This is a genomic window from Paenibacillus sp. sptzw28, assembly GCF_019550795.1.
Taxonomy (GTDB): domain Bacteria; phylum Bacillota; class Bacilli; order Paenibacillales; family Paenibacillaceae; genus Paenibacillus_Z.
Window position 1 is genome coordinate 1,926,594 of sequence record NZ_CP080545.1, and the last position, 20,868, is coordinate 1,947,461.

22 protein-coding genes are annotated in these 20,868 nt (G+C 51.4%); 15 read left to right on the forward strand and 7 right to left on the reverse strand.

The window, feature by feature from the left end; genetic code table 11:
• Positions 1-33: 33 nt before the first annotated feature.
• The gene (locus tag KZ483_RS08650; protein ID WP_258881596.1) at positions 34-798 is read right to left on the reverse strand and encodes a hypothetical protein; all 765 of its coding nucleotides are present in this window, start codon (positions 796-798) and stop codon (positions 34-36) included.
• On the opposite strand from KZ483_RS08650, the gene KZ483_RS08655 reads away from it, so the two are divergent.
• Positions 797-1,009, forward strand: a complete 213-nt coding sequence (locus KZ483_RS08655; RefSeq protein WP_258881597.1) for a hypothetical protein — start codon at positions 797-799, stop codon at positions 1,007-1,009. The two genes, KZ483_RS08650 and KZ483_RS08655, sit on opposite strands and share 2 nt — an antisense overlap.
• Before the next feature lie 80 nt (positions 1,010-1,089).
• Here KZ483_RS08655 and KZ483_RS08660 read toward each other — a convergent pair whose 3' ends face one another.
• Entirely contained in the window at positions 1,090-1,689 is a 600-nt protein-coding gene (locus KZ483_RS08660) for an HAD family hydrolase (protein WP_220352251.1), read from the reverse strand.
• Positions 1,690-1,835: 146 nt separating this feature from the next.
• Between KZ483_RS08660 and coaD the strand changes: the two genes are divergently transcribed.
• Positions 1,836-2,333, forward strand: a complete 498-nt coding sequence (gene coaD / locus KZ483_RS08665) for a pantetheine-phosphate adenylyltransferase (RefSeq protein WP_220352252.1) — start codon at positions 1,836-1,838, stop codon at positions 2,331-2,333.
• Positions 2,330-3,070, forward strand: a complete 741-nt coding sequence (locus KZ483_RS08670; RefSeq protein WP_220352253.1) for an MBL fold metallo-hydrolase — start codon at positions 2,330-2,332, stop codon at positions 3,068-3,070. The genes coaD and KZ483_RS08670 overlap by 4 nt, the downstream gene beginning before the upstream one ends.
• A 66-nt stretch (positions 3,071-3,136) precedes the next feature.
• On the opposite strand, the gene KZ483_RS08675 is transcribed toward KZ483_RS08670, so the two are convergent.
• Entirely contained in the window at positions 3,137-4,210 is a 1,074-nt protein-coding gene (locus KZ483_RS08675; protein ID WP_220352254.1) for a phosphodiester glycosidase family protein, read from the reverse strand.
• The gene (locus KZ483_RS08680; protein ID WP_220352255.1) at positions 4,207-4,629 is read right to left on the reverse strand and encodes a hypothetical protein; all 423 of its coding nucleotides are present in this window, start codon (positions 4,627-4,629) and stop codon (positions 4,207-4,209) included. The genes KZ483_RS08675 and KZ483_RS08680 overlap by 4 nt, the downstream gene beginning before the upstream one ends.
• Before the next feature lie 629 nt (positions 4,630-5,258).
• Here KZ483_RS08680 and KZ483_RS08685 point away from each other — a divergent pair.
• The 7 genes from KZ483_RS08685 to KZ483_RS08715 all read left to right on the forward strand — a co-directional run bounded on the left by KZ483_RS08685 (position 5,259) and on the right by KZ483_RS08715 (position 12,116).
• Positions 5,259-6,299, forward strand: coding sequence for a two-component system sensor histidine kinase NtrB (locus tag KZ483_RS08685; RefSeq protein WP_258881598.1), 1,041 nt, complete (start codon positions 5,259-5,261; stop codon positions 6,297-6,299).
• A 122-nt stretch (positions 6,300-6,421) separates the two neighbouring features.
• Positions 6,422-7,186, forward strand: a complete 765-nt coding sequence (locus KZ483_RS08690) for an ABC transporter ATP-binding protein (RefSeq protein WP_220353340.1) — start codon at positions 6,422-6,424, stop codon at positions 7,184-7,186.
• Entirely contained in the window at positions 7,170-8,414 is a 1,245-nt protein-coding gene (locus KZ483_RS08695) for an ABC transporter permease (protein ID WP_220352257.1), read from the forward strand. The genes KZ483_RS08690 and KZ483_RS08695 overlap by 17 nt, the downstream gene beginning before the upstream one ends.
• Positions 8,415-8,552: 138 nt before the next feature.
• Complete coding sequence (locus KZ483_RS08700) at positions 8,553-9,074, forward strand: hypothetical protein (protein ID WP_220352258.1); 522 nt, start codon at positions 8,553-8,555, stop codon at positions 9,072-9,074.
• A 111-nt stretch (positions 9,075-9,185) separates the two neighbouring features.
• Entirely contained in the window at positions 9,186-9,887 is a 702-nt protein-coding gene (locus KZ483_RS08705; RefSeq protein WP_220352259.1) for a response regulator transcription factor, read from the forward strand.
• A 1-nt stretch (position 9,888) separates the two neighbouring features.
• Positions 9,889-11,238, forward strand: a complete 1,350-nt coding sequence (locus tag KZ483_RS08710) for a sensor histidine kinase (RefSeq protein ID WP_220352260.1) — start codon at positions 9,889-9,891, stop codon at positions 11,236-11,238.
• Positions 11,235-12,116 (forward strand): GNAT family N-acetyltransferase, encoded by an 882-nt coding sequence (locus tag KZ483_RS08715; RefSeq protein ID WP_220352261.1) that lies wholly within the window; start codon positions 11,235-11,237, stop codon positions 12,114-12,116. Before KZ483_RS08710 ends, KZ483_RS08715 begins: the two co-directional genes overlap by 4 nt.
• Before the next feature lie 62 nt (positions 12,117-12,178).
• On the opposite strand, the gene KZ483_RS08720 is transcribed toward KZ483_RS08715, so the two are convergent.
• Positions 12,179-13,483 carry an aminotransferase class I/II-fold pyridoxal phosphate-dependent enzyme gene (locus tag KZ483_RS08720; RefSeq protein WP_220352262.1) on the reverse strand — a complete coding sequence of 435 codons (1,305 nt, stop codon included), beginning with the start codon at positions 13,481-13,483 and terminating at the stop codon, positions 12,179-12,181.
• Between the two features lie 312 nt (positions 13,484-13,795).
• Here KZ483_RS08720 and KZ483_RS08725 point away from each other — a divergent pair, with 312 nt between their 5' ends.
• A complete protein-coding gene (locus KZ483_RS08725; RefSeq protein WP_220352263.1) occupies positions 13,796-14,581 on the forward strand; it encodes a helix-turn-helix domain-containing protein in 786 nt (261 codons plus the stop codon).
• A 73-nt stretch (positions 14,582-14,654) separates the two neighbouring features.
• On the opposite strand, the gene KZ483_RS08730 is transcribed toward KZ483_RS08725, so the two are convergent.
• Entirely contained in the window at positions 14,655-15,284 is a 630-nt protein-coding gene (locus KZ483_RS08730) for a pyridoxamine 5'-phosphate oxidase family protein (RefSeq protein WP_220352264.1), read from the reverse strand.
• Between the two features lie 187 nt (positions 15,285-15,471).
• Between KZ483_RS08730 and KZ483_RS08735 the strand changes: the two genes are divergently transcribed.
• Positions 15,472-16,938 carry a MocR-like pyridoxine biosynthesis transcription factor PdxR gene (locus KZ483_RS08735; protein ID WP_258881599.1) on the forward strand — a complete coding sequence of 489 codons (1,467 nt, stop codon included), beginning with the start codon at positions 15,472-15,474 and terminating at the stop codon, positions 16,936-16,938.
• Between the two features lie 94 nt (positions 16,939-17,032).
• Here the strand turns inward: KZ483_RS08735 and asd are convergent, their stop codons facing one another.
• Complete coding sequence (gene asd, locus KZ483_RS08740; protein WP_220352265.1) at positions 17,033-17,821, reverse strand: archaetidylserine decarboxylase; 789 nt, start codon at positions 17,819-17,821, stop codon at positions 17,033-17,035.
• Between the two features lie 151 nt (positions 17,822-17,972).
• Here asd and KZ483_RS08745 point away from each other — a divergent pair, with 151 nt between their 5' ends.
• From KZ483_RS08745 to KZ483_RS08755, 3 genes are all read left to right on the forward strand, one after another.
• Positions 17,973-18,257 (forward strand): transposase, encoded by a 285-nt coding sequence (locus KZ483_RS08745; RefSeq protein ID WP_220352266.1) that lies wholly within the window; start codon positions 17,973-17,975, stop codon positions 18,255-18,257.
• 104 nt (positions 18,258-18,361) lie between these two features.
• The gene (locus tag KZ483_RS08750; RefSeq protein WP_220352267.1) at positions 18,362-19,522 is read left to right on the forward strand and encodes a glycosyltransferase family 4 protein; all 1,161 of its coding nucleotides are present in this window, start codon (positions 18,362-18,364) and stop codon (positions 19,520-19,522) included.
• 215 nt (positions 19,523-19,737) lie between these two features.
• Complete coding sequence (locus KZ483_RS08755) at positions 19,738-20,649, forward strand: stalk domain-containing protein (RefSeq protein ID WP_220352268.1); 912 nt, start codon at positions 19,738-19,740, stop codon at positions 20,647-20,649.
• Positions 20,650-20,868 lie beyond the last annotated feature (219 nt).

Genomic DNA, 20,868 nt, shown 5'->3' on the forward strand with positions numbered 1-20,868 from the left:
GCATTGCGCTGCACTCCCTGGAAGAGGCTAGTATTACGGCTTCAGAGGAAGTCTGTTCGCTTCGCGGATGAGGGAGAAATATTGATCCGCCAGAACGGCTTTAAACTCCGGTCCGAGCGATTCGGTAATGGCCACGACATCCGAGGGTGTCATGCTCCAGGCAAGCAGTCCAATTGAGACGAACATCGGTGAATTCCCGTCCCAGTTCGCTTTGGCCTCCGCCAAGATGTTCTTGCCGTCTTGTGCGGTGCTGATACCCTGGATTGTCGACACGGGGAGGTCTCCGTTCATCAATTCCACGCCATACCGGTTCTCCCAGCTGAGGAACAGTCCGGGGGCATCATATTCATCCCGATAGGCGGCAGACCTCAGTTCGCTCAGCGGAACGTTCTGACCGTCGATTCGGTTTAGCACGTAAGGAATCGTTATTCCGGTCTTTCTCAAATAGGAGTAAGACCGCTTCAGGAAATCAGGGAACGTATTGTCCGGCCAAGCATTCGGGTAGAAATACCCGGCGCCCGAAGGCCCGGCGATGAGCAGGTCGTTCTCCGTTGCGCCCGATTGGTAATAATTCAAAATGGCGGGAGCGCCGTCGTAAAGCAACGGACTCGAAGTCCAGTTGATCGGTACCTTTCCGCGGTTCGGGTCATCCCAAATATTCCGCATCCGGTGCTGGTTGTACTGGAAATTGTCGCCCTCGCTGAACGTGTACGTGACATAAATCTTATTTTCCAGCGTCGGCGCTTTGAACGGCTTTAATACGGAAGGATTAGCCTTCGTTCCGGAAAATACAGTCATGTTGCTGAACCAATCCTCGACTGGCAAGCTGAAGAAAAACGAAGGCATTAGCATCGGCTTTGAATCGCTAAGCGGTCAGGACCGCATCAACTCGGTCGGCGGGGCGATATATGGGCCGATCAGGAGCGGATCGCCGCGATGGAGAACGCCCGTAAAATCCTTCGCCCGAACGGTATCAGCGTCATATCGGCCTACAATGCCGGTGATGTGATGGCAAAGCGCGCACGGCGGAGGTCAGCGGCACCGCCGTGCGCTTTCTATAACCGTTGGAACCGGAATCAAGCTGCTTAGTTAGTCCGAAGCCGTCCCGAATAAGAGGGAAAACACCTTCTCGGTCCAGTCTCCTTGCGGATCCGCAAGCAATGTGTTCCAACCTAGAATAGAGGCCTGTTCAAAGTTTTTCGCCTGATCGTCAACGAACAGGACGTTTCGGGTTGAAGCGAGATTGGAGACAGCACATTCATATATAGCCGGATGCGGTTTGGAGCAGCCGACCGTGCTGGAGACGGTCACGCTCTTTAAGCAGGGCCGTATAGAATCTATAATCGGAGAAAGCCATTCGATCCGATGATTGCTCAACAGATGGATATCGATGTCCCGGCACCATTCGTTAAGCTTGTCTAAAGCGGGCAAAGGCTTTAAATTCATGGCCAGCAACCGGCGCGCTTGGCCGGGGTCCGCTGAAGGCAATTGCTTGCTCAGCCAGCTCCAGAATTCCTCCTCCGCTATTTCTCCGGTCCATAATGACTCACTTATCTCCCGCCTGTAATTCGCATACAACCGGTCATAGGGGACTTCCGCCTGCCCGGCAAGCTCCCGCCAGAATAGAGGACTTAAATTCGTAACCAGCACACCGCCGGCATCCAGGACAAGCTGTGGCTTGACGGTCATTTCGCCAACCTCCCATTGTGAAAGATGTCCACAGTATAACAAATTCTCCGCTATACAGTTACAGCATGAAATTAATTATTCAAAATCTCCTCTATCAGCCGGGATGTGCTACAATTTAAGGAAAACGAGCGAGAGGTGGAACTCCTATGAAGGCCGTTTATGCGGGAAGCTTCGATCCGATCACGCTCGGTCACGTTTCGGTTATTGAACGTGCTTTCAAACTGTTTGATACGATTCACATCGTAGTGGCGAATAACCGCGAAAAGCAGCATTTGTTCTCGCTGGAGCAGCGTACGGATTTGGTCAGACGGTCCATTCCGGAGCAATTAACCGAACGAACCGTTATTTCCCCGTTTGAAGGAATTGTTGCGGATTACATTAATGCGAACGGAATAAGCGCCGTTATCCGGGGGATTCGCAATGCGACGGATTTGGAGTATGAGCTTCAGCTGGAACAATATATCCGAAACACGACAGATGCCGAAACGGTGTACATGTCTCCTTACACGCAGCATATGCAGACGAACAGCTCGCTTGTCCGAATGTTCTTCAGATCGGGCAAGCACGAGCTGGCGAGCCATTACATGGTACCGGGCGCTTACGCTCTGGCGTTACTTTACGAATTGGGGGCGGACAATCAATGAATATAACGGTTCTTGGTCCATGGGGCGCATATCCGAAAGCAGGCGAAGCTACGGCGGGGTATTTGCTTGAGCATGAGGGCCGCTGCTTACTCATCGATTGCGGCAGCGGCGTGCTTGCGCAGGTGCAGAGGTATAAGCGGCTTGACGAGCTGGACGGCGTATACATTTCACATAAGCATCACGATCATACAGCCGACCTCGGTTGCCTTCAGTATGCAAGTTTAATCGATATGGATTTGGGCAATCGGAGTCAAACACTTCCGATTTATTATGCTGCCGAGCTGGACGTCGACTTAACCCATAAATCGATGCCGGGGTCCGAAATCCGCAGAATTGGTGACGGTGAAACGATGCGGGACGGCAGCCTGGATTTCACTTTTTTCAAGACGTTCCACGAGGCATATTGCCTGGGTTTGATAATACAGTTCGGGAAACGAAAGATTGTCTACACGGCGGATACGTATTTTCACGAGTCGCTTATTCCACACTGTGCGGATGCGGATGTGTTAATCGTGGAAACGTCTTTCTACAAAAGCATCAAGGATGCGAGAAAGTACGGCCATATGAACAGTGTCGAGGCTGGACAGCTGGCGAAGGAAGCGGGCGTGAAAAAGGCCGTTTTGACGCATTTGCCGCATTTCGGCTTTGTGGACCGGCTTGCCTCGGAATTCGGTGAAGTCTACAAAGGCGATATTGAGACCGCGTTTTGCGGTATGGAAATTGAGATCGATATATAAAAACACAAAAACGCCAACCGAGAGCCGGTCGGCGTTTTTGCTGTTCTATAGGGTTTATATTACGGTCTATTTAAAAAACAAAAAGTTCGTCGCCAGTGCCCGAAGAGCGCCATCCGACGGATGGTTAATGACACGGCCGTTAAAGATGAGCGAGGAAGATCCCCCTCCGTCCAGGTTATAGCCGTCCACAGCGCCGAATCTGGAGAGCAGTATTTGCATCTCCTCCAGCGTCGCTCCCGAGCTGCCGCTTTCGTTATACCCGTCGATGACGAGAAACAGCAGTTGATTGTCCTTGTAGTTTGCAATTACCGTTCTTGGAGCTCGCAGCGGACTTGACTGCCATTTGGCCGGAATGGGCTGCGTTACGCCGTTTTTAAGCAGTACCGGGACGAAGGATGCGCCGAATTTCGGTTTTTGACTGTCCAGCTGAGCTCTATCCTGATATTTGCCGCCGATCAGCTTCATGCTCTCATTGAGTCCGACAAAGAACAGGTCCTTATAGGTCGGCTCGAAGCCGCTCAAATATTTGCCGTCTATTACAGTTGTGCTGAGCGGGTACCGCTTTCCCCGGTCGTCCGAGAAGCCGCCGGCGTTAACGCCGGCAATGGCATTGTAACGCTTCACGGCGGCAAGCGTCGTCTCAGCGCCGCCGAATTTATCTTTGCCCAGCACCATCTTCATTGCGTTGTCGGTCTTCAGCTTGACTTTAAGCGCATAGCCGCTGAAGTTCTCTGCATGAACGGCGAACAGCTGCGCCCGCAAGTTATCGGACTGTATGCTTTGAAGAGGGGTCCCGATTTTCCGGGTAATTCTGGCATCATATATTTTTTCCGGCCTGTCCGCCTGAGCGGAAGCAGTCCTTACTATCGCACTCATTGTCTCGTTCGTTGCATGATAAAGCTCGACCGTCCGTTTGATGGACTTGGCTGTGCCAATAGCCGTATGTTTTGCATGATCAAGCCCCGTAAGCAGATTCTTCGTCGCGGCAGGAATAACCGGAAGGCTTACGGTTTTTGCCGGAAAAGCTTCTTGAGGCAGCGTGAAAGTCATGTTCGATACCAACAAGTAAATCATCAGACCGATAAAAGGAGCACAGGTTAGCATACATAAACGGTTGACCTGTTTGACCGTGATCATCATTTGAGCACATCCAGGTCTTTTTGCAGCTCGTTCAGCTTCTTCTGTACATCGCTTATTTGGGTATACAGCTTATTGCTGTTGTCAGTCTTGCTGCTCGCGTTATCCTTGGAGAATTCCAGCAGCTCGTTAAGCGCGTCCACTTTACCCTGAACCTTCGATATTTCACTCGAGAAATTCGTCTCCAGTTTTTTTAGCTGCGCTTCGTAATCGGTTTGCATCGCTGCGATTTGCTGCGCGGTTTGGTGCCCGATCTCGACTGTCAGCTTCTGCTTGATCTTGCCCGTATACCAAATCGTGCCCAGCAGGCCTGCGGCAATCAGTAGTACCCAAACGGCAAGGAACAAGGGGACGGACGACCTGTTTTTTCGCGGTCGCGGCTCATAGTCGCTTTGTGTCGACGTCTGGATGTCAGTATTCATTTTTCAATCAATCTCCTCTTAATTTTCTTCAATTATAGAGACGCAGTCTCTGGGAAAAAGTTTCAGTTTACTTTTGGCTGAATCTATATTTTAACATAAAAAAAGAAGGAAGGCAGGCCGATAGAGTCGAACTTTAGAACGAACTTTATAAAAAGATAGATCTATGATAACCTTATAGAAACGTGTATCATAGAGGGTTATCCGTGATACAAACAGATGAGTAAAAAGGACCGGACAGATTTCATTCAAGCATAAGCCGAGCAGGACATAAATTTCATTGAGCGAATTATAGGGTCTGCCGATATGAAAATAATGGATTGAGGAAATCGAACCGGATTATGCTAAACTTGTATTTTATAGGAGAAACTTCTCACAACGGTTTGATCGAGCTTATCCTATCCCATCCCATCATCGGCAGCTGTGCAGGAAGATAGAACAATGCGTGGAGATGCCGGTAGTAAACAAAGTACGGTGATTAATCTATGCTCCAGAAAGTCAGCGACGATGAGATACTTGACATTTACCTTAAAAGCATTGAAGGTGATACCGATCGGGATTTCCTGCTTATACTGGAAGTTGAATTAAAGCGGAGGAAGTTGCTAGAAAGGGCGAATCGGGAGTGGAAACCATTGAAAAGTTTCGGTAATTCGGAGTTGGATTTTTCCCAATTAGTAAAATACTCGCTCGATACCATTTTCGTACTTCAAGATTGCAAGGTGATTTATGTCAACCAGGCCGCATTTGACCTGCTTGGCCTAAAATATCCCGATCAGATTATCGGCGTAGAATTCGATCGTTTTTTACATCCTGTTTTCCACGATATCTTCCGCGAACGGCTCGAAAGAGTCGGCAGAGGGGAAGTGACCGAGCTGATGGAGCAAAAAATGATCAAATCCGACGGTGAGATGATTGATGTTGAAGTGATGGCGGCCCCCTACATTGTAGACCATCAGACTCTCGCTCAAATCAGGGTTCGTGACATTACGATACGAAAAAATACGGAGAGCAGAATTTATAACCTGGAGAAATTATCATCGATCGGTCAGATGGCAGCCGGCATAGCGCATGAGGTGAGAAACCCGTTAACTACGGTGAAGGGGTTCTTCCAATTGCTGCAGAAGGAATTGAACCATTCTTACTTTCCGATCATCGTCGATGAATTGGATAACGCCATTAAGACCTTAAACAATTTACTTCAGGTAGCTAAACCGGATTTCGACAATGAAGCGAACGTATCGATCAATCTATGCTCTGAGCTTGATTCGTTAATTTTTCTTTTCCAGGAAAAGCTTTACAACGTGACGGTGACCAAGATATTCCGGGACAGCGACCGGGAAGTTGTAGGAAAGAAGAACTTGATTTTAAAGGCTTTTTTCAATCTCATTAAGAACGCGGTCGAAGCAATCGAGGGAAAAGGTGAAATCATAGTCGAACATTTCTACAAGAACGGCAGAATTCACGTCAAGATTCACGATACGGGCATGGGCATTCCGAAAGAGCAAATAAGAATTCTTGGAACTCCTTTCTTCTCCACCAAGACCGACGGTACCGGAATGGGTCTGACGCAGGTGTTTACTACGATCCATGAACATGGCGGTCATGTCCACGTTGAAAGCGAACTAAGAAAAGGAACAATATTTTATGTTGAACTTCCCTGCAAGTCAGTATAAAGAAAGTTAAAGCTGCTGCATCTACATAGGATAGAAAATTCCCCCCCTACGGCGTGAGCCGGCAGGGGGTTTTCGTTTGCCTCCCAATTTCCGGTATAATGGTTCTCATGAGGTGAATTGTGATGGAACAGGTACTTGAAGTTGTTCAATTGACAGGCGGCTACAGTCCGCGCAAGCCTGTGCTCCACGGCTTGTCTTTCGAGGTTCGCGCCGGCGAAATGGTTGGCTTGATCGGACTTAACGGCGCAGGAAAAAGCACTGCGATCAAACATATTCTCGGGCTGATGCAGCCGCATCAAGGCGAGGTCCGAATACAAGGCTTGACACTGGAGCAGCATCCGGAGCAGTATCGCGGCGCTCTGGCCTATGTGCCGGAAACGCCGCTGCTCTTCGACGAGCTCACGGTTGAGGAGCATCTGCGGCTGACCGGTATGGCCTATGGGGTTGAGGAGCCGAGCTATGAAGAGAGAAGCGCACGGTTGATGGAGGAGTTCTATATGACGGGCAAACGCGGTTCGTTCGCGGCGCACTTGTCCAAGGGAATGCGGCAGAAGGTAATGATCATGAACGCGCTCCTGGCCAGGCCTGCGCTGTATGTTATCGATGAACCGTTTCTCGGTCTTGATCCGCTTGGGATCCGTTCGCTGCTGGATAAGCTGGTGGAGGTTACAAAGGAGGGTTCGGCCGTATTCATGAGCTCGCATATTCTCTCCACAGTGGAATCATACTGCCATCGTTTCATCGTCCTGCATCAAGGAGTCATAATCGCGCAGGGTACGCTGGAGGATGTATGTGCGGCTGCAGGTCTGCGGAGCGGGAGCGGCTCACTTGAGGAGGCTTTCTACCGGCTTGTAACGGATGGGGGATCAAATGGACCGGTCGGTTAGGTCGCTCTGGAGCTCGCGGGCCGGCGCCTTCTGGCGGGAATCGATGCCCTACCTCCGTTATATGGCTCAGAGCGGCGTTCCCGGCGTAACAATCATGCTGCTGCTCGCAGGCGCGGCGGGATATATATGGCTGCTGCAGCATATGCCTGCGGCATTTCCTTTTACGCTTACCGGCACAGCTGCGCTGACGCCGGTCGTCTGCTGGAGCCCGCTAAGGACATGGCTGCGTGAGGCTGACGTCGTCTTTCTTGTGCCCCGAGAGGCGGAAATGAATGCGTATCTGCGACGGTCGTTTCTCTATAACGGCATCGCGGGTGTGATTGCGGCGGCAGTCGTGTGTTTGATTTTCATTCCGCTGTATCTGCATGGCCCAGGGCAGTTGGCCGCGCCGCTGCTTCTTGCTGCGGCAGTTCTGCTCAAGCTGCTTAACAGCGCCGCTGCCTGGCGGGAGAGGCAGCTTGCATGGCGCGGAATGCGGCGCGGCGTCCGCATGCTGCGATGGGCGGTCACTGCCGTTGGAATCGCCGCGCTGCTGCAAACAGCGCCATGGCGGGCGGCACTATACCTTATCGCGGCTGCCGGGTTGTTGGCGCTGCTCTACAGACGCCTGCAGCGTTATCCGCTGCCGTGGCTGACGCTAATCGCAGAAGAAGCGCGGACGCGGCGGAGATACTCGGTATTCTTCAGCGCCTTCATCGATGTGCCGGCGGAGAGTTCTCAGGTGGCTCCTCGCAGGTACGCGTCTTGGCTGGCTGCGCGAATCCGTTATGGCAAACCGAACGCATTTGTTTATTTGTATGCGTACACGCTGATTAGGACGGAGCTTGGCGGTATTCTGCTTCGGTTGACCGTCTTCGGCATTATCGCGGGCTGGCTTTCGGCGTATTCCGCATTGTGGTCGGGCTGGGGCGCTGCGGGCGTATGCCTGCTGTTCGTCTGGTTTCTCGGGATACAGCTCGGTTCGCTGGCGCAGTCGCACCGTCACTCCGTGTGGCGGCATGTATATCCGCTGCCGGACAGCTCGCGTCTTGCGGCGCTGATCCGGATCGACCGCGCCGCTTCGCTGATTTGCGGCGCCGCGCTCTGGCTGCCGCATGCGCTGCTGCTCCCGGGCCGGGGCGCAGCAGCCCCGGCGGCAGCCGCAGCCGCTCTTATCGCCTGCTATGTGCTGGCGATAAGGCCGGGCCGGCTGAAGCGCAGCTACCGGAAAGCTTTAGAAGAGGATTAGCCGCTTCGAATGGACAGCCGCCGTACACCCGGTGAGATTTTCACATACTTTTTCCACAATTTTGTCCGGTTTGTCCTACATACTCCGCTTACACTGAACTATGCAGTACAATTTCAATCAGTGAAGGAGAAATGGACAATGAAGAAGAGGTTAAAGGTTGCGGCGATTATGATCGGCCTCATGATGTTCGCAGGTGTAGGCAGCGCTTATGCCGACAATGCACCGGCAAACCCCGCAGCTAGCGGGAGCGGAGTGGTGTCCAAGCATGAGAATAAGCTTGAAGCGATGAAGGAGTTCCAGACCCAGCTTCATCAAATCGATAATTTAAAGGTAGATCAGCTTGGGCTCAAGTCGCAAATCGTTAATAAGCAGGACAATTTGATTGATTTGACCATTGCGGCTAAAGAAAATGGCAACAAAGACGCTATCAAACAGGCTGCCGGGCTTCGTAAACAAATTAAGCCGATCAACGCAGAGATAAAGTCGCTGCATAAGAGCATAAAAAACCAACTGAAGTCGTTCCGCAAGGCCGAGAAAAAAGGTAAGTTCGAGCAAGCTAAAAGTCATATTAACAGCGCAATCGAAAAGTATGGCCAGCTTAATGCCAAGCTTGGACAGAAGAACGAACTGCTGGGCCAAATGATCACCGCTCTAAGCTAATACGGAATGTGAAAGCAAGGACAGGGCAGCCTGTCCTTTTTTTCGTACAGAAAACATCAATTTTGAGCTATACTTTTCTTATCTGATTGAGGGAAGAACAGGGATTCCCTTATGAACAAAACACAGAGGGTGGAGCCGGTGAAGCATATTTTTGTTGTCGATGACGAGAAAAGCATCAGGGATATTCTGAAAAAGTATATCGAAAACGAGGGTGATAAGGTCACGTTATTTGACAACGGCAGCAGCGTACTCGCGGAAATCACCCGTATGAAGCCGGACCTGCTGGTCCTTGATATTATGATGCCGGGGGTAGGCGGTATGGAATTATGCAAGCAGATTCGCAAAACGAGCGATGTTCCGATCATCTTCGTCAGTGCCAAAGGCGAAGAGCTGGACCGGGTGCTGGGACTGGAGCTCGGAGCGGACGACTATCTGACCAAGCCGTTTAGCCCGCGGGAGCTGGTGGTCCGGATTAAAAATATTTTCAAAAGGCTGGATAAAGGTTATTCCGCCTCGGCGCTTGTCAAACTTCAGGACATTGAGCTGCACCCGGACAGGCGGCTTGTGCAGAAAGAGGGCCAGGAAATCAAGCTCACGTCAAGAGAGTTTGCGCTGTTTGAATTTCTTGCCGCTCACCGGAATTTGCCCTTTACACGGGATCAGCTCCTGCAGAAGGTTTGGGGCTACGACTATACCGGCGACGAGCGGTTAATCGACGATTTGGTCAAACGGATCCGCAAGAAGCTGGCCGAGCATGATTCAGCGGTTCAAATCACAACGGTTTGGGGGTACGGCTACCGCCTTGACGCTTAATATGAGAATCGGCACCAAGCTGCAGCTTGGCAATCTGGCCCTTATAATTACGGTGCTTGCGATTACCGCGCTCTCGTTTCACGTCTTGTCCGGCCAGTATATGCTGAAGGAAGCCAGGTCGCAAATGAAGATCGATGCCGAAGCTTTCGCCAGATCGCTGAAAGGGCTAAAGTCTGATTCTGACCTAAGCGCAGCCCGGCGTATCATCAACCGGCACCAACTAAGAATTCTAGGTCATGCGATTGACTCGAAGGTGATTGTTTTTGATAACGAGAACCGTATCCTGTATACTAACGTCGGCGCAGACGAAGTTCAGTCGATTCAAAAGCTTGACCAGCAGGGCAACGCGGATTACCTGATTGAACGGCGATTAATTCGTTCGGAGGAAGGCGCAACCATTGGGCGCATTTTATTGGCGGTCCAGATCAAGGATGTAAACGATCTGAATCGTTTGCTTCGGAGAGCTCAGCTAGTCAGCGGTATAATTGGCGGAACGATAGCGCTTGGCATGGGCGCTTTGCTGGGCAGAAGCATAGCGCGGCCGATTCAGTCTTTGGCCGGGGGTATGCGGAGATTCTCGCCGCGTAAGGAGCTTCCGGAAATTGCCGTTCACAGCGGGGACGAAATCGGAGAGCTGGCGGAATCGTTTATCGTGATGGCAGATAAGCTTAGGGCGAACGATAAGATGCAGACCGACTTCTTGCAGAATGCGTCCCATGAATTGAAAACGCCGCTGATGGCCATTCAAGGAAACGCAGAGGCGATTAAAGACGGTATCGTCAGGGAGAGAGAGGCCGAGGAAAGCCTGGATGTCATCATAGCACAGTGCCAGCGGCTCAAGACGGTCGTTGACGAGTTGATCTATTTGACCCGGGTGGACCATCAGCCGGATGCGCTGCGCTTGGAGCCCGCTGCGATCGGGGAAATAATCGGTGAAGCGGCAGCCGGTGTTCGGGGATTGGCCGATCAGCAGGGGATTGCGATTATGGTGACGGGGGATCTAAATTCCGCAGGCGCTTTCGACCGCGAGAAGCTGAAGAGAGCTCTCATCAATATAATCGGCAATGGGATCCGTTATGCGAAGACGAAAGTAGTTGTGCAGGCTATTGCGAGAGCGGGACAATTGGAAATCGTATGCGAGGACGATGGAAAGGGGTTATCGCCTGGAGAAGAGGAACGGATCTTCGACCGGTTCTATAAAGGAGAATACGGCGGTACGGGGATCGGGCTGGCGATTACCAAAGCGATCGTTGAGGCCCACGGCGGTTCGATTGCCGCCGACTCGGCGAATCCTGGGGTGGGAGCGGTCATACGTATCGTTTTACCGGCTGCTCAAGAGGTGAGGAAATGAAATATGTATATGATTACAAAACAAATGAGAGATACAGGGATAGTTTTAATCGACTTGCGCTGCAGATTTTTGGTATACAATTTGACGAGTGGTACAGAAAAGGATTGTGGGACGAGCGTTACATTTGCCATTCTTTCCTGTATGAAGATGAGATAGTGGCCAACGTTTCGATAAGTAAAATGGGGCTGGTCGTTAACGGCTTGAAGAAGAGTGCGATCCAAATCGGAACCGTGATGACCCATCCGGAATGCAGGGGAAGAGGGCTTTCGGCAAGCTTGATGAACCGCGTGCTGGAGCATTACGAACAGGATTGCGATTTTTTCTTTTTATTCGCGAATAAGAGCGTGCTTGATTTGTATCCGAAATTTGGCTTTAACACAGCCGCCGAATCGCAGTTCTCGCTGGATATCAAGGACATGCCGAGGGGAATGGGAAGTAACTCCCTACTACGAAAACTGAGTATTGAGGAAGAGGAAGATTTGAGTCTTATCGAAAGAAAGCTGCGAACGCGGAGGACTGTTTCCAGACGGTTTGGAGTTGAAAACGACCGGGGTATTTTTATGTTCCATGCACTGAACATGTTCCGGGACTGCCTGTATTACTCAGAGAGCAGCCAAGCAATCATTGTCTGTAAGCACGAGGGAAAAACACTGCATTTATATGATGTAATAAGCAGCGAAAATGTCGATTTTACAGGTTTGCTGATTGAAATAGGGGGTAACGATACGACAAATGTTCAATTTTATTTTACCCCGGATATATTCACCTGCGACGCAAAAGCCGAACCCCTTGATCAGAATGAAGATCAGCTGTTTGTTAAGTCGGCATCGATTGTTATCCCCTTAGAGTTTCGGTTCCCTCTTATTGCACATGCATAAGTTGACAAAAATGCAGCGCCGGAAAACATTAGTTCGTTTTCCGGCGCTGAAGGCGGCTTGCATTATTGGCTTGTCACTGTAACATCCTGCACCGCTTTATGAATCGTGTCGAACAGCTCTTCAAGGTTCGGCTCCTCGATGCACGAGAAGGCAACGCGCAGATCGGTCTCGCCAAGTGCGATCGTCCCGACTTCGTATTCCTCCAGCAGCTGCTTGCGCACCGTTTCGGCGCTGACGTTGTTCAGCTTCAGGCACATGAAATACCCGGAATTGAACGGGTAGTACGACCATATGTCGCCATAACGGCCGCTGTCCAGCAGCGACTTCACGCGATTGGCGCGGCCTTTCATAATTGCGGATTTCTCCGCCTTCTGAGCTTCGAATTCCGGAGATTGCAGCGCGCGCAGCACGAATGTCTGCGACGGATGCGGACCGCTCGAAATTGTTGCACGGATTATGCCGAGCGTTTTCTGCTCGAGAGCCGTAAGCATCGCTTCGGATTTTCCGGCATACGTAATGAAGCCGACACGGAACCCCCATACATATTCTTCCTTGGTCGCACCGTCAACCTTGACCGCGAGCACGCGGGGGTGCAGGTCGGCAAGCTTGCCGAACAGCGATTCATGCATGGAATCCTCGAAGAAGAGGCCGAAGTATGCGTCATCAGTGACAACTACGACGTTAACGCCGGCTTCAGCGGCATCGCGGATCGCGGCCACGATCTCCGCGCCTTCCTGTATGCCTGGCGTGTAGCCGGTCGGATTGTTCGGGAAATTAAGCACAACGATCGCTTTGCCTTTGTTCTTCTGGGCAAGAAGAGCCTCGCGCAGTCCTGCACTGTTGAAACGCTGGCTCTCGTTATAAAGCGGATATTCGACCATCACCGCACCGCGGCGTACGCCGAAAGTCAGCTCATAGTTCTCCCAGTTCTTGTTGGGGATAACTACCGCGTCACCCTCATCCGCGAAGAGATCGGCCACGATGCTCAGGCCATGTGTCAGTGCGTTCGTAACGACAGGATTGCCGAACGGCTTGCCTTCAAGCGAAGGATTCTCCTTCAGCATCTTGCTTCTCCAGGCAGTTCGGAGCTCCGGCTTGCCGGCCGGTGGCGCATATTCATAAATGTCCTTCGGATTGTACGAGGACAACGTCTCTTGAATGACTTTCAAATGCATCGGTTGACCGCCTTCGATGGCGATGCCGATCGTGGCATTGAATTTCTTCGCCTTCGCTTTTGCTTCGGCCGATTGGCTTATAATGCCTTCCTTCGGAAAATAAATCGCTTTACCGAGTGATGACAGCATGGCATAGACATTTGCATTTTCCCGCTCAATCGTCTCGTTCAACTGCTGGGCAAGTGGGTTCATGGACCTCATTCATCCTTCCAAATATTTCATTCGTCTGATTTGGGCTCTAAAGGAAACCGTTTAGGTGATATTATATCACTTTTTAGGATACGAAGGCCATTAAAGAAGCAATTTTATCAACATTATTTCACATGTCGGGCCGTTTAAAACCCGATTGCTGCCATAGACTTTCGAGTATGCTTCTGGGATGAGCAGGTATATGCGCTTGCACTCGCTTGCGTACCGATTTTCCGCTGGTGTATGATGACAACGATAGAGGCTGCTAGCGACGGCTGCCTCGCCATAGTTTTGTTACGTTGAGGAGGAAGTTTCATGCTGGATTGCGCGCCGTCTTCGTTCGTACTGTTGACGGCTTTTGCGAAGATCGTCTGCGAGCCCGGGTGGAAATGGCAGAAGCGCGAGAAACCGATGGCCAACTATGACTTGTTCTACGTCTGGAGCGGCGAAGGTGAGGTCGAGCTCAACGGCAAGCCCTTTCCGGTGGGCAAAGGAAGCTGCTTCCTCTTCAGGCCGGGGGATTTCACAAGCGCCACGCACAATCCGCAGAAGCCGCTTGTTCTCACCTATATCCATTTCGACGTCAGCGAGACGGTGGAGCTTGTTCCGGACTCATACAGGCGGCTTCACGAGACTGTCGATTTCGAGCACCTGCTCTCCCGCTATGTGAGGCTGTTCCTCGTGAAGACCTATGCGGCAGAGGTTGAAGCGCAGCTCATACTCAAACAGCTGATCATTCACCTGCTGCGGGAGGACCGGGAGGGTCCGGTAGAGCGCAAGGCGAGCAATCAGCTGACCGAAGCTATTCACGAAGTGGCCAATTTTATCCGGCAAAATCCGGGGATTGCCCATCGTGTCGAGGATTTGGCGCAGCGTGCGCAGCTGTCTCCGCGGTATTTTTCGATTAAATTCAAGGAAATTATCGGAACGTCGGTACAGACCTATATGATTCGCACACGGATCGAACGGGCGCAGCATTTGCTTATGCATGCGGGCATGAACGTGACTGAGGTGGCGGATGCGCTCGGTTACAGGGATATTTTCTTCTTCAGCAGACAGTTCAAGCAGTATACGGGAAAAAGCCCTTCGGAAATTCGGTGATTTAATTAAAAAGCTTCGCCGTCGACCTGGTCGATAGGCGAAGCTTTTTTCGAGAGATTAGAAAATATTTTCGCTAATCGCCGATAGCATGCGGACAGTATCGGCGCATAAGCTCGATTGTCTCGGCATCCTGCGGAAGATTTCGCTCAGCGAGTCCGTCGGTAATTGCAGCTCTCGGCGCTTCCTTCAGGTTCTGTCCGAACTTGAATTTACCGCTCATCCGCTGTACGTCTATGCGGACGACAGCCACCCCTTTAAGCCGGGGGATGTAATCGGGATCGTCAGCGTCGATTGGCTTGTAGCCGCCTTCCGGCTGCAGCTTGCGCATTAGCGCCTCCAGCGCGCGCGCCTTTTCGTGAGGATCGTCAACGATAACCGCATGGCCGTCCAGCCGTACGCATTTGAAGTATGCTGTTGCCGGGCAGGCCATCAGCGGATCGGAAAAGTAGGACGGTACTATTGCATATTCCTTGGCAACCGCGAACGTAACCGCCCCGCTTGCGGATAAATTGCTCATCTTCTCGCCGATCCGGCTTCCGTGGAAATAGATTGTTCCCTGGTGGTAGACATAGTTAAGGGGAGTGACGGATGGAAGCCCGTCCGCCCCGATGGTGCCAAGGAACCCAAAGCTCATTTCTTCAAGAAACGTCTCCAATTCCACCTTGTTCTCCTCATCATCGATTGCAAATTCTTTTCTGCGCATAGCAGCTTCCTCCATTCATTTACTATTCCGGGCGCGCTTCGGTTGTAGCTATGAGCATACCGCCATTATTGACATTAAAAAAGATCCAATTTAGAGTAAATTTATTAGACCAGTTTCTATGATGCCTGCAGATCTGAGAAGAGTCTGACTTCAGGTATTTAACTTGAGTCGGCGGGAGGTGTTCTTTGTGGAGTCCCGGATTGCTTTCGACCGCTATTACAGGGAGCTTGGGAGAAAGTCGGAAGCGCTGTTTCAAGCCCTGCGCGAGGCGATTGTAGAGGGTGTGCTGACCGAAGGAATGCGATTGCCGTCGAGCCGCAAGCTTGCGGAGCTGTATAATCTGTCCCGGGGCTCGGTTAATCAGGCGTATGAGATGCTGATTGCCGAAGGCTTCGTCCGGACGGAAGCAGGCAGCGGCACGTTTGTGGCTTTTCGTGTTTCGGAGACGGCTGAGGCAAGGAGACGGGGAGAGATTAGCTCGGCGCCGATAGCGCTCTCCGGCTGGGCGCAACGCCTTGAAGCGGCCCGCAGGCCTGATGATAGCGGGGGACAAGAGGCAGCAGGGCAGATTGATTTCAATATCGGTCAGGTTGATCCGGGGCTGTTCCCGGTGGAGGGATGGAAGACGTCCCTTTACGCGGAAATTCGTGAAATGATGGACCACTGGCCCATTCCGGCTGCACCGCTCGAAGGATATATGCCGCTGCGCGAGGCAATCGCACATGAGCTGCGGAGGTCTCGCGGGATCGACGCCGAACCGTCCCATCTGTTCATTACGAACGGCTCCATGCAGGCAATAGCGCTGCTTTCGCTGCTGCTCGTTTCTCCGGGCAGCGCAGTTGTGCTGGAGAATCCCGGTTATCCCGGCACAAAATCAGCTGTCCAGGCAGCCGGAGGCAGCATTATCGCAGCTCCTGTCGACGACTGCGGCATCGTGCCGGCGGATTGGGCCGCACAACTGCTGTTCGTCACGCCTACGCGCCATTTTCCAAGCGGAGCGGTTCTGACGGCCGGTAGAAGGAAGGAACTGCTGGAGTGGGCTGGAACGCGCGGCGCTGTCATTGTGGAGGACGATTACGACAGCGAGCTTCGCTGGGGCGGACGACCGGCAGAACCGCTGAAGGCGCTCGACCGGGAGGGGAGAGTCGTCTACCTCGGGACATTTTCCAAAACGATGTATTCCGATTTGCGTATTGGTTATGCGGTGCTGCCGGAATCGCTTGTAGAGCCGTTCCGCCGAGCCAAAGCGCTGCTGGAGCCGTTACCTTCAGGTATGGCTGAGCAGCGAGCTTTGGCCAATTTTATGGCGAGCGGCGGTTATGCGCGACACTTGAGACGGATGCGGCGCGTGTGCGGACGGAGGCTCATCCGTTTCCAGGAACAAATGAACGGCAGGCTTGAACGATGGTTTCGTTGGGTGGAGACCGATGCCGGGCTGCACCTGTATGCTCAGTGGCGCGGCGAAGCGGAAGACTATGCCCGGTTTCAGGCGGCATGCGGCAATGCAGGCGTGAGGTGGTCCGATGGCGGAAGGTTCTGGATAGGGAAGAGGGAGTACTGCTCGGCGTTATTCGGCTTCTCCCATCTAACTGAAGAGATGATCGAGCTTGGAGCCTCCCGGATGGAAGAAGTGGCGAAATCCCTGTTTGAGTAATGCTTGTTCAGTCAGAAGTAATACAAAAAAAGCGCTGCTAACGCTGCTTCATCCTTATGAAGATGGATGAAACGGCCGTTAGCGGCGCTTGCAATTAACGGGACACTATCGTTCCGATTCTTTCTCCCATCTTTACTTTCAAGCCTGTCTGCAAATCGCCGCGCGGGAAGAATGTACCCTCTTCCGTCAGAAGCACCACAGTCGAACCGAACTCGAAGTATGCCAGCTCCTCGCCTTTCGTCACTTTATCATGAAGAGGCTCGACATATTTGATGCTGCTCACATTCATCGCGCCTACCTTGACGACGGCCGTCTCGGCATGAGCATGTCTGATATAGGTGATCAAGCGTTCGTTGCGGCTAAGCACTCTGCGCATGTGGCGCAGGCCGAACTCGTTTACCGGATATACCTTGCCGGCGATATGCTCGCGCTCTACGATCGTTCCGTCCACCGGAGTATGAATGCGGTGGTAATCGGTCGGGCTCAAGTAAAGCACGATAAAATAACCGTTCTTATAGTTCTCGGTGCGCGGAGAGCGATTAAGCAGCTCTTCTACTGTATAATCCTGTCCCTTCACATTCAAAATCGTACCCGATTTAATCTCACCGGCCCCGGTGATGAGGGCATCGACAGGACTCACCAGCGCTTCGGGATCATTATCTATAGCGCGCAGGCCGATCTTCAGTCTTCTCGTGAAAAAATCGTTGAGCGTGCTATATTCTTCAAGCCGTTTCTCGGCTTCTTCAACACGGATGCCGTACATGCGGGCGAATCTGGGGATAAAGCGCCGGCTTGCGGGCGACTGGGCGAATCGACCGGTTACTCGCGATATCCATTTGCGCGAGCTAAGCTCAGTCATCGATCGGAGCAGCCATTTTGTCATGCCGGATGTTCACGTCCTCTCTTCAGTAAAGGTCAAGCTTATGGTCTCCGGCTTAGTTTGACATATTGCGTCTTATTAATCAATAGAGTCCGCTTTCCAGCGTGTTTAGCGGCATTGATTTTTGCGAATGCTGGGAGATGAGGTGATTGCAGTGTTGGTCTTGATTTTGGCGGGCGTGATTATCGGTGGCGGTTTATTATTTGGTCTGCGTCGATGGAAGCGCAGTCTCAAAGTGATTATTGATGCTCTGGCGTTGATCGCTTTCTCGCTATTCTTCGCTGAAGCTGCAGAGAGCGTGATGCGGACGCTGCTGGATGATACCGTGTTTATGACACAGGTGCATGAGGTTTTTCTCAGTCCCGTATTTCTGGCATGTGGAGCCTATTTGGGCATTTATGTGCTGTCTTTGCTCACAGAGCGGCTGCTGCCCGGGTAGGCCGGTTCATCGTTCGGATATCCGATTAGGACAATGCCGGGTTCAGCGGCAGTGCTTGCGGCGTATGCTAAGACAACAAGCGGAGAGAGGGGCTGGTTGCTCAGATGGCGCGACCCAGAATCGCGTTTGTGACGCCGGGTGCTTTTCCACTGCCTTCTCCGAACAGCAGCTCTGTCGAGCGTGTCGTGGAGAAGCTGGTGCCGCTGCTCGTACCGGCGATTCAAGCACGGATCTACGGAAGAACGGGTAGAACGCTTCCCCGCAAGGGAACGTTAAGCGGAGCGGATTGCGTACGGTTTCCCGCAGGGGATAAAATTCAGTATGTGAGTCGGGTGGGGCGTGCGATTCGTCGGTTTCAGCCGGATATTACGGAGGTTGAGAACCGTCCGGGTACTGTGCTGAGGCTGAAGCGGCTGCGGCCGCAAGGAAGGGTTTGGCTCCATCTGCACTCAGCTACGTTCATCGGAACGAAGGCGATTCGTCATTCCAGACTGGTTCGAAGCTTCCAGGCGGCGGAGAAAATAATCGTCAACAGCGAGTTTCTGCAGGAGGTTGTGGCGGCCCGCGTGCCGCAGTGCGCGCATAAGCTGAACGTGGTTTATCCGGGTGTCGATACGGAACGCTTCCGTTCGCAATTTACGCCTGATGGTGCAGCCCGCAGGGAACAATTACGCAATGCGCGGGGCTGGAACGGCCGCAGCGTTATTCTTTTTATGGGCAGGCTGATCCGGAAAAAGGGCGTCCATCATCTGCTGCGTCTGATGCCGGAGTTGGTCAAGCAGCATCCTGCTGCACTGCTCGTTGTTGTTGGCGGGGCATTCTACGGATCGGCAAGAACGACCGGTTACGTGCGTGAGCTGCACCGCCTTGGCCGGCGGCTGCGAGGGCATGTGCAGTTCGTACCCTACGTGCCGTACTCGGAAGTGCCGGATTGGTTTCTGGGAGCGGATGTCGCAGTCGTTCCTTCCGGACGAAGCGAAGCGTTCGGTCTCGTCAATGTGGAAGCGATGGCGTGCGGCTTGCCGGTAGTGGCCACGAGGGCCGGCGGGATGAAGGAAATCATCCAGGATGGGGTCACCGGTTATCTTGTTGATCCATGCGAGGTGGAGCTTCAGATGCGCGAATATTTGCTCATGCTTCTGAAGAACGATCAGCTGCGGCATGAAATGGGTTGGAGGAGCAGAGAGCGGGTCGAGCAGCGCTTTACGTGGCGTCATTCGGCTGATCGTTGGCTGAAGCTCCTTGCAGAAAGCGGTATGCTGTGAATTTATAGTTGAAAAATGTCGGATGAATGGGTAATATAGGAATTAATTGCATGTTCGGTGTGAGGTAGACATTAGCAGGAAGCACCTGCTTGCAGGCTATTTATTTAGCTTGCAGGCAGGTGCTTTTTTCGCGCGAAAGTCTCGTCGAATGATAGCGAATGGTGGTAGAATGTGGTAGAAAATAGGTTTAAATATGATATGAGGGGAAACAAACTATGAAAAGACAAATCATTGCTTCGATCTTGGCCCTATCTATATTGTTGCCTGTAGGAACCGTGAATGCTAAGGAAGGAAATCCAAAGGTAAAGAGTATGCCGATTGAAGTGCTGTATAATGCACGGCAAGTTAAAATGGATGTAAAAGCGAAGATGGTTAATGATTCGGTGCTTGTACCGATCCGCTTTGTTTCGGATAAGCTCGGCGGAAAAATAACGCTTAATGGTAAAAATATTCAAATTGTCAAAGGGAATACCGTGTTGGAATTCGTAATCGGATCTTCATTGGCGAAGGTGAATGGAAAACCAATCAGACTTCCTGTTTCCATTATTGAAGAGTCGGGCCGGACGCTCGTGCCGCTGCGGGTCATTAGTGAAGGGCTTGGTGCTCCAGTTGAGTGGGATGGGGCGAATCAATTTGTATGGATCGGAAATAAGAATATCCCGAAGCTTGAAGATATTGCCAAAGAAAAACTGGTGGATAGTAAGCCTTTCTTGCCATATTTTAAGGGTAGGGAATTTTATCTAAATAAAAATAAAAATAAAGTCGTGGTTTTGGATAAAAATGACTTACCACTACAGGTAAATGGTAACAATCTTTATCGACTGGATCTTGCTTACTTGGATGAAAATGAATATATTCGTGCAAGTACTTCGGCTAAAAGTGTTATGGATACAACCTTTTTTTTATTAATCAATAATACTTCTGATGTCTCATTAAGGATTAGAAATTCACTGTATAGGGAGCCTAAAGGAGATCTAAGAATAAATTACTATCCTATCGTTTCGGGTTATGATCTGAGCAATTATGGGATAAAAAATTACAAATCTTTGAATTTGTCGGAAATTGGTTACATTGGATTGGTTGCCGGATATCCAAGTGCGGTATTAATAAAAAATACTGGAGAGTAACTTCAATTATGACGAGACGTTATAGAACTGTGAACAAGCTTTTGGGTTTTTCGTTAGTCATAATGCTTCTGTTCGAAATGTTTCCTGTACCTGCTTCGGCAGATACGGCACTTGGTGATAACAGAAACATTCAGCCAGTATCCGTTAATAACATTCGATATGCGGTTGCCTTCATGTATTATGATATTTGGAAAGATTCCTCGGGTAATTGGACAACGA